Genomic DNA, 16,188 nt, shown 5'->3' on the forward strand with positions numbered 1-16,188 from the left:
CAAGGTTCCTCTATGTTTCGTAGAATAGGAAGATCCTTATTCTGGTTCGTGCTTTTGCTCTATGGAATTTTGACGTTGTATCCTTTTGTATGGCTTGTTACCAGTGCATTTAAGACCAATGAAGATTTCTATAACAGACCCTTTGGACTTCCGGAAGTCTGGAGATGGGAGAATTTCTCTGTCGCCTGGGAGAGCTCCAACCTTGGAAATGCCTTCAATAATTCAATGATAGTATCCATGGGCTCCTTGGCACTCACTTTGTTTATATCCGCACTTGCCTCATTTGTTCTCGCTCGCTTTTCTTTTCGGTGGAAAGGCATGATACTTGCATTTTTTGTTATCGGTATGCTGATTCCAATACATAGCACATTGGTTCCTTTATTCATTCTGATGAAGCAAATGCTTCTATTAAATACGTATTGGGCTCTAATCTTACCTTACACCGCTTTTGCGCTGCCAACGGCCATCTTCATACTCACTGCTTATTTGACCAGTATTCCTCGCGATATTGAAGAAGCAGCCTTTATGGATGGAACAGGGCTATGGGGATTATTTTTTCGCATCATGCTTCCTATGTCACTGCCAGCCTTGTCTACGGTAACAATTCTTAGCTTCTTGCATGCATGGAACGATTTTTCTTTTGCCTTGGTGTTCATTAATAAGACAGAACTCAAGACACTTCCATTAGCCATCGCCAATTTTGCCGACGGTTATCAGACTGATTATGGACTTACGCTTGCTGCCATGACATTGTCTATTATCCCAACGGTTCTCCTCTACCTGTTGTTTCAGGAGCAGATGATGAAAGGAATGACAGCCGGAGCAGTTAAGGGATAACCAATAACCGCATTATGAAGGAGGGGTAGAACCTTGAGGAGCTGGCTACGATCCTCATTACAGCGCAAGCTGTCCGTGCTCATTGCTGGTTCGATCATTGTCCCCCTCGTGGTGCTTGGTTTATTTGCCTTTGATACAGCGGCACGCATTTCCGAAGAAAAAGCGACGCTGTCGGGGATTGACTATTTGAAACAGCTCGAAGCCAATTTGAGATTTATGCTGCAGGATGTAGATAATTTGTCTATCTATTTGATTGGTGAGCGGGATATTCAAGATTATCTTGTGCAGAACGAGGATCAAGAAGAAGAGAGGCAAGAGATCATAGGCAGAATGACCAATCTTGCCGCCTCTAAATCTTATATCGCAAGTATTGTGATTAAACCCGAACACTTCTCTGCTGATTTGACTACGGCTAATTGGTATGAAGCGGATACACCCGAGGAACAATTGACCCCAATAAGAGAAAAGCACTGGTCTCCCGTATATCGAATTTTAAATTACGCCGGAGAACAGCATGTGATGACTCTGACGCGACCCATCCGTAGCATCCATAACTATAAACATCTTGGATGGCTGTCTATCAGTTTAAGCGAGAAGGATATTTCTCATCGACTTGCTGAAAAGGACTTTGCCAGGGGCAGCGGTCGAATTGAACTCATCGATTCAAATGGTGTAATTCTATCTTCTCCTGATAAGACCCAATTAGGAATACGAATAGAAGATCAATATCCAGGACTCTTATCCATGCTGAACCAAGGAAATAACGGTTCTGTTGTTTACGGAGAGAAGCAAGAGAAGAGGACGATCATGTACGTGCGTGAGCCTTCTACGGGATGGACATTGATAGGCTCTATTCCGTATGACCTCTATCGAGAAGAGAACCGCTACATCTTAACCATTACCGCGGTTGCTGTTGCTATGTCGGTTCTTATCAGCGCATGCTTGGCCTGGGCGACCGTACGCAGAATTACTCGACCGTTGCTGCTTCTTACACGTCATTTGTATCGGATTAATCCCCACGAGCCGCTTCCCCATTTCACAGTTACGACCGAGGATGAGATTGGTAAGCTCGGACAGAGCTATAACATGCTCGGAGCACATATTGAGCAGCTCAAACAGGATCTGATTCGTGAAGAAGCACGTAAAAAAGAAGCGGATATGCATGCTCTTCAAGCGCAGATCAATCCTCATTTTCTATACAATACTTTGGCATCCATACACTGGATTTCACTAATGGCCCAAGAGAAGAGAATTGCAGATATGGTGGAGGGGCTGAGCCAATTTCTACGTATCAGCTTGAATCAAGGGAAGGAGTATTGTCCTGTTTCGCAAGAGATAGACCATATCCGCCAATATGTCCGGGTACAGAATATTCGCTATCCTGACAAATTTAAGATCCAGTATATGGTTGATCCGGAGCTAGAGAACAAATGGATGCTCAAGCTGCTCCTTCAGCCATTAATCGAAAATGCGATGATTCACGGTCTTAACAAGAAGGAAGGTCCGGGCTCTATTCTGATTATGGTTCGTCAGGAGCAGAAGCGAATGGGTTTTCTAATCCTAGATGATGGGGCTGGAATGTCCATGAATCGCTTGGCAGATGTCCGCAAAATGATAGAAGCTCCTAAACATGGGGATGAATCGATATCTGATCGTGTGAAGGAGGGGAGTTACGGATTAAGAAATGTGAACGAGCGTCTGTTGCTGCATTACGGACCTGATGCTCATCTCGAAATTGACAGCAGGGAAGGCGGAGGAACCCGAATTGCTTTCACCATACCGATTATGGAGGAAACGATATGAAAGTACTCGTCGTTGACGATGAAGAAATTATTAGAGAAGGATTAGCGTGTGTTATATCTTGGTCCGAGCTTGGACTTGAGCTGCTTCAGCCCGCTGCTTCAGGAGAAGAAGCACTTCTGCGACTTGAACAAGAGCGTCCAAGTATCCTACTGACCGACATTCGTATGAATGGAATCTCAGGACTTCAGCTTTGTGAACAAGCTAAAACCATTCTTCCCGATTTAGAAGTGATCATATTATCTGGATACGATGATTTTTCATATGCTCAAACTGCAATTCGTCAAGGAGTATCGGATTATTTGCTCAAAACTAGTCCTCCTGAAGATATCATTCGCACGGTTCTTGAAGCTAAGCGCCGGATTACGGAGCGCTGGGCTGAGAAGGGAAAGGATGTACAACAGGCCCGTGAGGAATTCGAAAGAAAATGCATTAGATGGATCATCCATGGTGATGTGACAGAAGGAATCGAGTCCTTAACAAGTGGTTTGCCAGTGAACAAAATAAAAGATCATTCAAGTTTAGGCTGTAAGGTATTCATCTTGGAAGCCAGCGGATGGAATGGACCCAACTATTCTTCGACACTACTGTTATTTGCACTTCGAAATTTGCTTCAAGATTTATTGCCGAGCTGTATCTATTTGATTCATCAACAAGCCTTGGTCTGCCTTATCCCTGCTGATTATGGTCCAGAGTTACCCCGGTACGGAACATGGTCAAGACTGCTCGAACGTGTAGAAAGCTTGCTTAAATGCACTATACGACTGGCAGCGGGAAGGTCCGTAGCTGACTTGGAAGATGCACATGAGAGTTACGAAGATGCTGCCTATGCTCTACGGTATTTCCCTCTCTTGGACGATAAGATAATCGATTACAGCGATATAGTACATCGTAAAGGTGGAAAAAACATTATCAGTCCAGAAGAAGAGAACCGGCTGGGTGTCATTCTATTGGATAATGATCCTGTCGCTCTAAAAGCATGGACCTCACAGTTATATGAGAATTTGATCATGGATCCGGAATGTACCTTTGAAACGACGCTGGCTTGTTTACGTTCCGCTGCCGTTGCCGGACATCGATGGATGGACAGGACATTTCGAATGCTCGGTTCAGATGGTGAGATCCATATCGATTCTAGCTTAGATGCAGATAGAGACGGGTTTATTAGGGAAGGAACATTATTCCGTTATCTTCATGCCATCATGTCCGGCTACCATGCTCAAGTCAGTCAAGGCCCGGAATCTCATGTGGATCGAGCAAAAGCGTTCATGGAAACCGTGTCATTGAGAGAGGTGAATCTTCAGCATGTAGCGAATCATCTGCATCTTCATCCTGGTCATCTTAGTGAACTATTTAAGAAGGTAACAGGCAGATCATTTGTGGAATTTGTCACTGATTTAAGAATGAAAAAAGCAGAAGAGCTCTTATCCGTATCTCCTGCCAAGCTAAGCGAAATCGCACTGCTCATTGGCTATGAGGATGTAAAATATTTCAGCAGGCTGTTTAAGAAGCATTATGGCTTAACCCCTAGTGATTATCGTGAGATGCGATCTTCTATTTAATGGAACAGCTTAATATAAAATTCGACGTATCTATATTGAGATTTACAGCCATCATAGTTTGATGGTTTTTTTATTAGAACCTGGCCTTTATTTACTTGATTGCAACAAGGATGGCCCCGAGAGCGATAAGAATGACACCCATACCATTTAACCAGGTTATTTTCTCACCCAAAAAGACAACAGCCAGGATGACTGCGACCACTACGCTTAATTTATCAATAGGACCAACCTGAGACACCTTGCCGTACTTGAGAGCCAGAAAATAAAACAACCATGACAATGCCCCAGCGACTCCACTAAGAACGATAAAGCTCAGTGCTTTTTTCTGTGTCAGTATTTCACCGACCTCAGCAAACTTACCTTGTACAGCAATGACACCGACTAAGAATATTGCCATAATGACAGAACGAATTGCAGTGGCGGAATTGGAGTCGATGTTCTCCAGGCCGATCTTGCCAAAGATCGCTACAAGTGCAGCGGTAATGGCAGACAGTATAGAATATAGAAGCCACACAGGCATTTTTTTAAATCCTCCTTAACAGAGAAGTTCCCTGTACCCTATCTTTTTCTGTATCCAGATTATATATAAATATCCTGGTATAATAAGTATGGTCTAACATTCCATTTTCTACGCAGCTTAGAGGATCATTTGGTGAACCGGCACTTGCATCTAGTTGCACCTCATACAGCTGCTTACATATGAGTCTTCCCCTTCACGTTCATAATATTGATAACGATTACAATTTGATTACACCTTTGGTTACATAATAAGATATAATTAATGTTTGTAATAAATCAGATCAGTACGTTTTAATTGATATCAAGCTGATTGATTATCTAACAGAGCCAAGCTCTAGATTATGATATACACGAAGTAGGAGTGAGAACGATGGAAGGTTTTTTTCAGCGCTATCTTGGTCTTTATCGGCCTATTATTACGAAACTCAATGAATTGATGAGCACTTATGAGCTCTCCTATTCGTTATGGCAGGTTATCTATTATTTGAAAAACAATGGACCCGACACGCTCATCGCAATTTCAGCGTATTATCAAGTAGAGAAACCCACGATCACAAGAAGAGTCCATCGACTTCAGGAGCTTGACATTGTCCGTCAGATACCCGGTAAAGACAAACGAGAGAAAATAATTGAGCTGACCGAATCAGGTGAAGCTATCTATCTAGAGTGCAGACAGAAAATAACAGCCTTAGAGCACCGTATTATGGATGGAATCACTCCAGCGCAGCAGGAAGCATTATTTGAGGCTGTCCCTCTGCTTCGTCAGAATATCGTGAATACGAGAGAAGATATGGAGTAATTGATGTAGACAAGCAAGATTGCAAGAAATGCGTTGAGAGATACACCGGAACTTAAGTACTGATAGAGGGCAGGCTTTGATTAAATTTTAGCATTCAAAATAAAAGGAGCGCAGAGGGAAATCTGTGCTTCTTTTTTTGTTAATCCCAAACCTATTAAAATCTAAAATCCAGATTATGGTTGACGGATGATCATAGCAGAGTGTATAGTGTGTATATTGATATGCACAGTTAATTCGTTTAACAATTGTTTTATTCAAGCAGGGTGAAGCAATACATCATTTTGAATTGAAGTTTGAGATTCGTATTCCGTTGTTTTCTTATAGCTGGTTTATCCTGCATCTGCAGGATTTCCAAATATATTATGATTGAGGAGAAAGTAACCTATGAAGAGAAAGAAATCATCCATTATTGCCTTATTATTATCCGCAAGCATGCTGGTACTTCCTGTAGTTCCCGCAGCTGCCGCCGTTCCTGCCACGGATATTGAAGTGAATGGACATGAGATTGATTTTACAAGCAGACTGCCATTGATTGAAAAAGGCGTTACGTACGCACCACAGAAGGATCTGCTTAAAGCACTGAATGCAACACTCGTCCAATCCGATACGACGGGAACGATCACCGTACTTGTGGACAATGAGCAGTTAACGGTGAATGCAAAGACGAAGATCGTAAACGGTACTACATATGTTCCTGTACGAGTGGTGAGTGAGCAGATTGGCTACAAGGTGGAATGGGATCCTGCAACCCGCACCATTATTCTAACTACAGGTGGCAAGGGCTTCTTGTGGGAAGTGAGCAACGGTGACAATACGGTCTATCTTGTTGGTTCGATGCACATTGCAGACGACAGCTTCTATCCGTTAGACCCATCATATGAAATTGCGTTCGAAGATTCGGAATATCTAGGAGTAGAGATTGACCTGACGCAAGCACAGGATGAAGCCCTGCAGAAAATGATGCTGGATCTCGGAATGTATCAGGACGGATCGACACTGAAGGATCATATCTCAAGCGAAACGTATGAGCAGCTTGGCGCTATCCTTGCTGAGAATGGGATGCAAAAAGACGCGTTAGATGGTTATAAACCGTGGGTTGTTGAGATGACGATGTCACAGCTTAAATCCATGGAATCCGGGTATCAAGGTGAGATCGGTATAGATCTTCATTTCCTGCAAAAGGCCGTAGAACGCAAGATGCCAATCATCGAGCTTGAGTCCTTTGAATCCCAGCTGGAACTATTAAGCGGATTCTCAAATGAATTGCAAGAAGCCAATTTGAAATCAGTCCTTGATAACTATCATCTGGTAGATGATTCTATCGATCAAATGGCGAATATGTGGAAGCAAGGCAACGATGAAGCTCTGCTCGAGATCACGAATAGCATGAAGACGAATGAAGAGTACTATAATGGCATGCTGGTGGACCGTAATCTGAAAATGGCAGACCAAATTATTGGATATTTAACCGCAGAAGATGATGCAGATTACTTTATCGTCGTAGGAGCAGCGCATTATGCTGGTGAAGACGGTATCGTGAAGCTGCTGCAGGATCGTGGCTATACTGTAACTCGTAAATAATGCAGACACTACGTAGATCATAATTAATGTGAATTGATTGGGAAACCATCCCTCAGCTGAGTTTGTTCTAAGCGGGATGGTTTTTTCATGTGTGTATCTTTTATATGAGTTCGCCGTGTGCATGGTTTTAAATCGAGAATTTTCGGTTACAAAGAAGAGAGCTGCACCTTTACTAAATCCTAATGTTGTAACTTAAGGAGGTACTAATAATGGCAAATCAAGACCAATATACGATGCAGGATCCCACGAAACAGTATCCAAAGGCTACACCAGAGTGGAAGCAGAAGCAGCCTGAGCCTGGCATTCAATCGAAGATGGAGCCTGTTCCCGATTGCGGAGAGACAAGCTATCGCGGAACGGGGCGTCTAAAAGGACGCAAGGCAGTCGTCACTGGAGCGGATAGTGGAATCGGACGCGCAGCAGCCATTGCTTATGCACGCGAAGGGGCAGATGTTGTACTGTCTTATCTTCCTGAAGAGGAATCTGATGCCAAAGAAGTGGTTAAGCTCATCGAAGAGGCAGGACAGAAGGCCGTCGCCATCCCTGGTGATCTGAAGGATGAAGCCTATTGCGTGAAGCTGATTGAGAGTGCGGTAAAAGAGCTTGGCGGTATTGACATCCTAGCGAATGTCGCAGGGAAGCAGCAATATGTGGAGCAGATCGAGGAGCTCACAACAGAGCAATTCGACGCGACATTTAAGACGAATGTGTATTCCATGTTCTGGCTGTGCAAAGCGGCTGTGAAGCATATGAAGCCTGGAAGCTCCATTATTAACACATCCTCCATTCAAGCATATAAGCCGTCGCCAATACTGCTGGATTACGCAACAACGAAGAGCGCGATTAATACATTCAGCAAAGCTTTGGCTCAGCAGCTTGGAAGCAAGGGGATTCGTGTAAATGTAGTTGCACCTGGACCGGTATGGACACCTCTTCAGATCGTAGGCGGTCAGCCGACAGAGAAGCTCGCAGAGTTTGGTTCAACAACTCCGCTTGGACGCGCGGGTCAGCCTGCAGAAATGGCTTCGTCTTATGTATTCTTGGCGAGTCAGGAATCCAGCTACATTACCGGTGAGACGATTAATGCAAACGGTGGATCACCTACACCCTAATAGATATATACAGAAAGAACGGGATCTTTATTGGATCACCGTTCTTTTTTGTGAAATCATAAGATAAACGTTTTATTTAATCCGAATGTAATCAGGAGATACCAGTAGATAAAACGTCATTATTCTTAGCCAAGCTTTTCAGCATATTCATCAAATTCTGCCTTAGACTGTTCAATCCATTCTTGGCGGTCTTCACTTTGGCATTCCCTTGGGTAAGCAGTGTACGGTTAATGGTGTACTTCGATAGTGCGCGCTTATACAACAGGTATCCTTCGAGCTGATTGTAGCTTCCACGAGTTAATTTGGTATGGATTTTTTGCAGCTCAGCATTTTCCGGTTTGATCTGCTTCAGCTGTGATACATATTTCGTATAGTTAGGCACTACGGTATTGTTAAATTTAAGGAACAGAGACTTACGATTGGAAGAGGATATGTACAACGTACTCGGCAGTGCTGAAGAAGCTTTTTCCTCGTATTGTGCAATCGCAAGCAATTGATCGAGATAGTTCTCATAATCCAGTTCATCTGCTGTTAATTCTACTTCTTCTTCCTCGCTAATCACAGGATCATCGGTTTGACTGTAAGGGTAGGGGACTAAGGAATGAGTTAAGCTAAGATTGAAATATAGTCGAGTTGTCTCATAAAAATATGCGTAAGAAGCCAAATGATGGGTTGACTATAACGATATATCGCTATATTATTACGATATATCGTTAATAGGGAGTGAGTGTCAGATGAAGTTTCAAGACAGACACATGGAGTGGAGACATTTTGCAGGGCACAGAGATATATCTCATTTTGAGGGAACATTTATAAAGCACCGGCATGGAGGATCACGCGGAGATCATCGAGGCGGACGAGGGGAAGGCAGGCATCGATTCTTTGGGAGAGGTGAATTTAAATTTGCTCTGCTGGAGTTATTGATCTCTGAACCTATGCATGGATATCAGTTAATTAAGGCTATGGAAGAGAAGACAGGTGGATTATATGTTCCCAGTGCAGGATCTGTATATCCCAATCTGCAGCTGCTGGAAGACATGAAGCTCATCACAAGTACGGATACGGATGGGAAGAAGCTGTATCATATTACCGAGGAAGGCATAGCTGTATTGGCAGAAAGAAAGATAGGTCAGGATCAACCAGGAGGACATTGGGAGGAGCGTAAACGTCATCTGCGTCCGGATAAAGAAGTGGGAAGGCATCATCTACGTGGATTAATGAAGGAGCAGCCAGATCTTTTGTTTCTAATGGCAGGAGCAGTGAAAGAAATCAAACTTAATCCCGAATCAGCACAATCTCTGCAAATCAAAGAGCTACTGGGTCAATTTGAGTCTCGTCTAAGTGAACTATTAGGAGCCCAACCGAATACACATCGTGAAGATGAAGCTGCAGGCTCTAACATTATAGACTCGGATTCAGATTTAGCTACAGATAAGGGAATGGATCAATCTCAAGAGTAAACATGAATAATACAAGGGGATTAATATCATTGCACAAAACGAAAGTTAGCGCTTTCATTTTAAGATGGTCATATAAATACATAAGGATTATAAAATCTAATTTTCACTATATGTTCACAAAACCCGTATTTTGTACATATGTATGCAGGTTAGAAAAATCCCCTTTTCTCAGGGCTCTATCGCCAGTGATCTGGCATCATGTGACCTTCTATGACTCATTATCACCAAAAGAAAAGCTAGGAACACCAAAATATTCTTCATGTATACTCCCCCATATTCTTGTTGTCTTAATATAGACGAAATAAAAATATTAGTAGTTCCGTAGCTTTTCAACATTTCAAGTTCTTGCCTTTCGAAAGCACTAGTTAATTACATAATCCATCTACTGTGAAAGGAAACAAGTAGTGTAGAATGATTAATTCAAAGTAACTTCTCTCATATATGGTGTAATAGAAAAACAATTATCAAGTTCTTCTTCAGTTAAACGACCAAAATATAATTGTTCCTCTATGCAAATTCATATCTTCTATTAGATGTTTCTTTATGTTTTTCCAAGTCTTTAATTCGTAATTGCCTTCTGTTATTGCGTCATCAATTGATGAAATTATTAAGTTCATTAAGGCGAATTTTTCATCTCGATCCAATGCAGCAGTTCCATAAAAAGAAATGAACTCATTCACTCTTGATGAATTTACAGCTTCAAATTCCCAATCTTGAGAGTTCTCATCTAATTCTGGAAGCCTTAATTTATTGTAAAGGGACTCAATCGCTTTTCTGGTAATAAAAAAATCATGCAAGCTATTCAAGCTGCTGTTACCTCCACTCTCATTAAACTAACCTGCCCGTTAGCTTAATGAAAAAGCTGTAAAATTTAATTAGATATCTATCTAATCGGTAATAGGAACATGTTCTTGTCCATTCCGGCAATCGGTACAAGTTCTTGTCCTTGACTCGGGACACGAACTTGTACCGATAACATAAAAAAGCCGCTAAAATAGCGACTTCAATGGGAATATGTTCTTGTCCCCCGACAATTAGGTATTATGAATAAAAGGCATCTAAAAGGTTAAACCAACCGCATAGCAAGAAAAGCCTTGAGGATTGCTGCCCTCAAGGTCATAACATGTTAATCATTTCTTATGATATTTATCTTCTTCGTGTGTTAAATATGATTTCCATTCACGAAATAATTGTGCAATATTTTCCTCATACAAATCAGATATAGGTTTTTGACTAGGCATATATCGTACAAATTCAGATATTTCAGTTGGATAATCAAAATCCGCATATATCACTTCGACCATGCCAAGAGGATCGGAATATTGAGTCTTATGCTCGTATAACCAACTCAAAATTAAATACAGAAACTTTTTCTTGCTCCCATTGTAATCTCTCTCTGTGGAGCTTATTATTCTGTCTAAATAATACAGCACTCCTTTATCATCTTTTAGCCAAGTTAAATCTATTACATCTTTAGAAGGATTGGGTTCTTTGCTAATAATTTCAAAGGCATGTTCAATAGCTGATATTCTTGACATGAAACCATTTTCAATAGCAAATGAAACATCATTCCAAGTTAAATTAGTTAACTTATCAACATATTCATAAGGTAAAACTACGTTCAGAGTATTCATCATTCACCTCTTTAGTTTGGCTTACCATTTATAATCCCACCTACTTTAAACAATTGGTGCAAATAGTGATACCCAATTCATTATTACATTTCTTTTCAATACTCTTAAGAAATATTGCATACCTCTCGCATAATTCTTGATAAAAAATTATGTCTTCAAGGTCCTCAGATTCATCGATTTTTTTAGATAGTCTAAGCAATTGTATTTTTATATCTTGATGTTTTCTTCGATAACTCAATAATTTTGACATAAATACCCCTCCTTTATATTAGAAAGTGTATCAAAACATAAATTTAACAACCTAAATTTAAAGTGAACTCTGGTTTCAATGGTGTATCGTGAATTTACTTGCAGATCATTAAAATATTTAAGGAAAGAAGTTACCGATAAACACAATAAATTGTGGCTCAACCCGCAACGGGTGTATCGCTCAATTTCCCGCCCATCCGATCTCCGTTCTCAATGCGGGAATCGTTGGCAATCAAATATTGAAGAATGGGCCAGCCCTAGACTATATAACCGGAAACCAGGTTGCGGGCAAGGCAGTGCTTTCCGTAAGTTCCGCAGGCGGTCCGCTGGGAGTTTAGCTCGCTGTCGCATTTGCAGACTATCGTATGCAATTTACACGGAATCAACTGTTCACAGTGGATTTCGATCGGGTATGGATTGAACACGTACGGTCCCGGTGGCGCTCCTTTAGAGGCTTCAAAGGGAATAGTTATTATCCCCCAACAACATGGGTTCTATCATACAAACTCTTCTTGTGCCATCAACGAAAATAATCGACAGTTTGGGTGGCGATAACCTTCCCAAGTGGTGAGAATATCCAGAGAATATGCCCATGCCCCTCTTCCAGATCATACAATGGATCAGAGAGAGTCGTGTGCCCGTGTATTAATATACAAGTTGCCTTTTAATCTATGATCAAATCTGCAGAAAACTTTACCAAGTTACACTGGGATCTAACAAGTCGCCAATTCTAGGAGCACTTCTACTCATAAGTTTTTGGATTAATTACCAATAGACTAATTTTATTGATTTTCTATATAATGGTATTGCTTATGTATGGCCATACATAGTAAATAGGGATGCCCGTTGCCCAAGTAACTAAAAAGTGGCAAATAAATGCAAAATAGTTCTACTATGAAAAATATCAACTGTATTTTAGAAAGGGGAGAAATTTTGAGAAAATTTATTAGTGCGTTACTCCTTATTATATTATTTGTGTCTATCTTCTTAAATGTTTCTATGTTGTATCAAGATTATAAATCGACTCCAAACAATGGTGATATAAAAGGTTCTTATGAGTTGTTTATGGTTGACATTCGTGCTGCGCAAACAAGTCTGAATACCTATTTTGAGGAAACGGATGAAAAAAAGAAACAACTAGCGCTTTATGACTTGCTAAGTTCCACTTACAAGATGGATTCGGATTTAAAACTTCTAGATGTAAAAAGTAAATTGTTGTACAAAAGAGGGCTATCCCCTCTTCAGAGTTTTACTTCAGATTTTGTAATAATTTCTTCACGATTATTTACTAGTTATACCATGGAAGGTAAAGATATTACGGGTGATGCGAAAAAATACAAATCCTACATTGATGATTTGAATAATGTGTTAAAGGATACAACCATGCAAGACAAGAAGTCCACCAAAAAAGTTTTCGACAAAGTAGATAATTACTCAAGAAATCATACTCCAATTTATTAGGTTAAAACATGCTTACCTCTCCTTGAGGCAGTGGTTCCATTTAAGAGGAATGTCCTGTATCATTGTATTTATCGTGGCTCAAACTACATGTGCTTCTATTTAGATATCCATCTAATCGGCAATCGGATTAAGTTCTTGTCCTTGGCTCGGGACAAGAACTTGTACCGATAAAATAAAAAAAGCCGCTAAAATAGCGACTTCAATGGGAATATGTTCTTGTCCCTCGACACCACTAGCTCAATATCTCTATAACCGTTGTGAAGATACAAGGCAACTTCATAAAATTTCATTATGTTTATCCCTCCCGAGAAACCCTTATAATCATCAAATACCATACCAACTTTACTTTCACTCGAATCTTACATTAATGTAACTAACCTGCCCGTTAGCTTAATGAATTAGCGGTCAGATACCGATTAGATATTTCATCTAATCGGTAATCGAATTATGTTCTTGTCCCCCGACAACCGTTCCCCAGTTGAATACCGATAAACGGTTAGTCTCGTTTGTTTGTAATCATTTATAATCTATAACACGTCTGTTCAAGTTTTCAAAGTAACGATTCAACTTCTGATTGCAGATCCACACGAGTCGCCTTGAAGTAAGTCATCGTTGTGTTCAGACTATCGTTCCCCATAATTTGCGCCAAACGGTGTAACGGCGTATTCTCTGCCATTACGTAACCAAACCGGTGCCGTAGATCATGGGCGCTTAATCCTTCGAGCATTGATGCTTTCATATATTTTTGAATCAAATGTCGTAAAGCGCGTTCAGTCAATCGATCACCAGTTTTCTCCGAAGGAAACAGATATTGACTGTCCGGAGGGAGTTCTTCCAAATATTTTTCTATAGCAACTCTGCATGTAGCGTTCAAAGGTACTTCACGCTGTTTATTTCGTTTTCCGGATCGAACTATAAGCTGGGCACTATGTGTTCCGATTTGAATATCCTTTGGAGCTAAATCACATAATTCCATTGTCCGCAAGCCGGTGTGAAGCATCACGATTAGGATAGTCTGATCCCGATGAGAACCGCCTTGCTCAGCTGCAGCGATCAATGCAGCTTCTTCTATATCTGTCATCTTGCGCGGGCTTACCTTTTCTTCGGGAATCAATTTGACCTGCTTGGAAGGATCGCGGTGAATCCTGGATTCCGACATAGCCCATTCAAAAAAACGTTTTAGAGTTATAAGCCGGCGGTTAATGGTCGCTGGTTTCAATTCCATCACTTTTTGCGCGGAATCTCGATATCGTATTATTGTTGAAGCGGCAACTTCTTCAATTCGGAATATAACTTCTTCCTCTTGGTTGTAGGCTTTCTCAAACCAACTAATAAAATGTTTTAAGTCGCTTGCGTACTCTTTTAATGTTTTAGGATTCAAATTTCCATGGGTGGTGAGAGCGAAAACAAAGTCCTGAATCGTTTGCTTACCCTGTTCTGAAATCCCGTTCGCTTCTTTCATTAGCAAAGCCTCCAAATCTTGACTTACATTAGCGGACATGGTATTCTTATATTAACCTAAACATTAGCGGACATCAACTTGTATGCATTGATAACACCTAATGATCGTTAATATATATTAGCTGTCAATGAAATGGTTATGGTTAAATTTATTTTAGGAGGAATTCTATGCAAACAGGTACAGTTAAATGGTTTAATGCTGAGAAAGGCTTTGGCTTTATCGAAATCGAAGACGGAAATGACGTATTCGTTCATTTCAGCGCGATTGAAGGTGATGGTTACAAGTCATTGGATGAAGGTCAACGCGTTCAGTTCAATGTGGCCCAAGGTAATCGTGGACCGCAGGCTGAGAACGTTTCTAAAATATATTAAAATCTTTTAAGCTGTCCTAAAAGTGGGATAGCTTTTTTGTTTATTCTTGGTTGCGTCCATACAAGAGGTCTTTCATTTTCATAATTTATAATCATAAAAGTGAGGTATCGCAAATGAATAATGAAGAATTAATAGAAGCAGTGTATAAGTCTAGTGGGTTTTCAAAAAAGAATGCCGAAAAAGCTGTAAGTCAAGTGCTGGACTCCATCTTTGAAGCTTTAAAGCAAGGAAAAGAAGTTCAACTAGTAGGCTTCGGGAAGTTTGATGTCCGCTATCGTGAAGCACGCATGGGAAAAAACAGCAAAACCGGTGAAAAGGTGCTGCTTCCGGCAGGTAACGTTCCTGTATTCACGGCAGGCTCTGCTCTTAAAGAAGCTTTAAATTAAGCTTAAAGTCACCAAATTCTTAGAATAAAAGATGTTACTACATCAGAAAAGTGGTTTTATATCGAAATAAGTACACTTGATTCAAATACAAATGTCCCATTTGCTACTATCGATGACATTATTAATTATTATTCCAAACAGGGCTTGCAAACAGAAACAGCTAATCTGGGCATTTTAAGGAAAGACATATGTAAGGAAGCTACTGCACTGGATTACGAGGAATATCGGCTGCCACTCTATTCATCATCTGGACCTTCAGGTGCTGAACTATAGAGCAACGCAGCCATGCACTACATTCCTGCGATCGGAATTCGTTTGAGCCTGCAGACGTTTTCAACCGGCATAACTGCTCCTTCCTGTTTTTGAACTAACGCTTCCCCTCAGTTTAATCATGACCGAATGTAGAAGTCACCTCTTCATTTTTCTTTCTTCCATATAGCAGTTACTACAAAAGCAAATGCATAACCAATCACTTTAAACACAGCGTTAATAATCTCCATCTTGAACCATCTCCTCTATGGAGATTGTATGCGAAACCCCGCGTTAACCTGACCGTTAGCTTAACGGTATATTACTGACTTCGTTAGATAATAGTTATTTAAATAATTGTGCTATTGTCTTCGGAACTAAGAGAAGTAACTCACCAATCGTCAAAGTATTCTCCAATTTATCAAATCTATCACCACATGTATCATTTTTTCCTCGGACATTAGAAATGGTATCATTTGAACAAAGCAAATAGCGGTAAAGATATGCCTTTTAAAATTTCCATATAATCGTCAAAGTTGGATTTGTTTCGCCACGTTCGATATTCCCCAGAGTAAGTTTGCTTACGCCCGTTAATTCAGCTAAGTCGTCTAAGCTAATATTTTTTTCTTTTCTGTACTTTTTCAAGGCAGCGCCCATTATAATACAATTTGTTTTGATTCATAGACTTCATCCATTTAATATTCAC

At 40.6% G+C, this 16,188-nt stretch carries 15 protein-coding genes and 2 pseudogenes; 11 read left to right on the plus strand and 6 right to left on the minus strand.

The genetic code is table 11. The annotated features are described in order from the left end of the window. The first annotated feature begins 12 nt into the window (after positions 1-12). The 3 genes from BM415_RS07675 to BM415_RS07685 are packed head-to-tail and all read left to right on the plus strand — an operon-like array spanning position 13 to position 4,199. Positions 13-837, plus strand: a complete 825-nt coding sequence (locus BM415_RS07675; protein ID WP_244533265.1) for a carbohydrate ABC transporter permease — start codon at positions 13-15, stop codon at positions 835-837. Between the two features lie 33 nt (positions 838-870). Continuing rightward, positions 871-2,640, plus strand: a complete 1,770-nt coding sequence (locus tag BM415_RS07680) for a sensor histidine kinase (RefSeq protein WP_091156484.1) — start codon at positions 871-873, stop codon at positions 2,638-2,640. After that, on the plus strand, positions 2,637-4,199 hold the full coding sequence (locus BM415_RS07685) for a helix-turn-helix domain-containing protein (protein ID WP_091156487.1): 1,563 nt from the start codon (positions 2,637-2,639) through the stop codon (positions 4,197-4,199). Before BM415_RS07680 ends, BM415_RS07685 begins: the two co-directional genes overlap by 4 nt. A 91-nt stretch (positions 4,200-4,290) precedes the next feature. On the opposite strand, the gene BM415_RS07690 is transcribed toward BM415_RS07685, so the two are convergent. Further along, positions 4,291-4,719: an EamA family transporter gene (locus BM415_RS07690; RefSeq protein WP_091156489.1), complete on the minus strand. Its 429-nt coding sequence runs from the start codon at positions 4,717-4,719 to the stop codon at positions 4,291-4,293. 369 nt (positions 4,720-5,088) lie between these two features. On the opposite strand from BM415_RS07690, the gene BM415_RS07695 reads away from it, so the two are divergent. From BM415_RS07695 to BM415_RS07705, 3 genes are all read left to right on the plus strand, one after another. Beyond that, the gene (locus BM415_RS07695) at positions 5,089-5,517 is read left to right on the plus strand and encodes a MarR family winged helix-turn-helix transcriptional regulator (protein ID WP_091156492.1); all 429 of its coding nucleotides are present in this window, start codon (positions 5,089-5,091) and stop codon (positions 5,515-5,517) included. Between the two features lie 384 nt (positions 5,518-5,901). After that, positions 5,902-7,098: a TraB/GumN family protein gene (locus BM415_RS07700; RefSeq protein ID WP_091156493.1), complete on the plus strand. Its 1,197-nt coding sequence runs from the start codon at positions 5,902-5,904 to the stop codon at positions 7,096-7,098. Between the two features lie 209 nt (positions 7,099-7,307). Beyond that, positions 7,308-8,210, plus strand: a complete 903-nt coding sequence (locus BM415_RS07705) for an SDR family oxidoreductase (protein WP_091156496.1) — start codon at positions 7,308-7,310, stop codon at positions 8,208-8,210. 91 nt (positions 8,211-8,301) lie between these two features. Here BM415_RS07705 and BM415_RS07710 read toward each other — a convergent pair whose 3' ends face one another. Further along, positions 8,302-8,772 carry a hypothetical protein gene (locus BM415_RS07710; RefSeq protein ID WP_091156497.1) on the minus strand — a complete coding sequence of 157 codons (471 nt, stop codon included), beginning with the start codon at positions 8,770-8,772 and terminating at the stop codon, positions 8,302-8,304. Between the two features lie 172 nt (positions 8,773-8,944). Here BM415_RS07710 and BM415_RS07715 point away from each other — a divergent pair, with 172 nt between their 5' ends. Then, a complete protein-coding gene (locus BM415_RS07715) occupies positions 8,945-9,670 on the plus strand; it encodes a PadR family transcriptional regulator (RefSeq protein ID WP_091156500.1) in 726 nt (241 codons plus the stop codon). A 476-nt stretch (positions 9,671-10,146) separates the two neighbouring features. Here BM415_RS07715 and BM415_RS07720 read toward each other — a convergent pair whose 3' ends face one another. Next, the gene (locus BM415_RS07720; protein ID WP_091156501.1) at positions 10,147-10,476 is read right to left on the minus strand and encodes a hypothetical protein; all 330 of its coding nucleotides are present in this window, start codon (positions 10,474-10,476) and stop codon (positions 10,147-10,149) included. A 324-nt stretch (positions 10,477-10,800) separates the two neighbouring features. Continuing rightward, entirely contained in the window at positions 10,801-11,307 is a 507-nt protein-coding gene (locus BM415_RS07725) for a DUF2247 family protein (RefSeq protein ID WP_091156504.1), read from the minus strand. A gap of 485 nt (positions 11,308-11,792) precedes the next feature. On the opposite strand from BM415_RS07725, the pseudogene BM415_RS25445 reads away from it, so the two are divergent. Then, positions 11,793-11,997 (plus strand): annotated as a pseudogene (locus BM415_RS25445) (NADPH-dependent FMN reductase); the annotation flags it as partial. A 432-nt stretch (positions 11,998-12,429) separates the two neighbouring features. Next, positions 12,430-13,014: a hypothetical protein gene (locus tag BM415_RS07740; RefSeq protein ID WP_091156508.1), complete on the plus strand. Its 585-nt coding sequence runs from the start codon at positions 12,430-12,432 to the stop codon at positions 13,012-13,014. A 550-nt stretch (positions 13,015-13,564) separates the two neighbouring features. On the opposite strand, the gene BM415_RS07745 is transcribed toward BM415_RS07740, so the two are convergent. Then, positions 13,565-14,476 carry a tyrosine-type recombinase/integrase gene (locus BM415_RS07745; protein WP_091156511.1) on the minus strand — a complete coding sequence of 304 codons (912 nt, stop codon included), beginning with the start codon at positions 14,474-14,476 and terminating at the stop codon, positions 13,565-13,567. Positions 14,477-14,643: 167 nt separating this feature from the next. Between BM415_RS07745 and BM415_RS07750 the strand changes: the two genes are divergently transcribed. Together BM415_RS07750 and BM415_RS07755 are read left to right on the plus strand one after the other, a co-directional pair. Beyond that, a complete protein-coding gene (locus BM415_RS07750; RefSeq protein ID WP_091156513.1) occupies positions 14,644-14,847 on the plus strand; it encodes a cold-shock protein in 204 nt (67 codons plus the stop codon). 113 nt (positions 14,848-14,960) lie between these two features. Continuing rightward, positions 14,961-15,233 (plus strand): HU family DNA-binding protein, encoded by a 273-nt coding sequence (locus tag BM415_RS07755; RefSeq protein WP_091156516.1) that lies wholly within the window; start codon positions 14,961-14,963, stop codon positions 15,231-15,233. Between the two features lie 765 nt (positions 15,234-15,998). On the opposite strand, the pseudogene BM415_RS07760 reads toward BM415_RS07755, so the two are convergent. Further along, positions 15,999-16,139 (minus strand): annotated as a pseudogene (locus BM415_RS07760) (helix-turn-helix transcriptional regulator); the annotation flags it as partial. Between the last annotated feature and the right edge of the window lie 49 nt (positions 16,140-16,188).

Source organism: Paenibacillus sp. 453mf, from assembly GCF_900116105.1.
Taxonomy (GTDB): domain Bacteria; phylum Bacillota; class Bacilli; order Paenibacillales; family Paenibacillaceae; genus Paenibacillus; species Paenibacillus provencensis.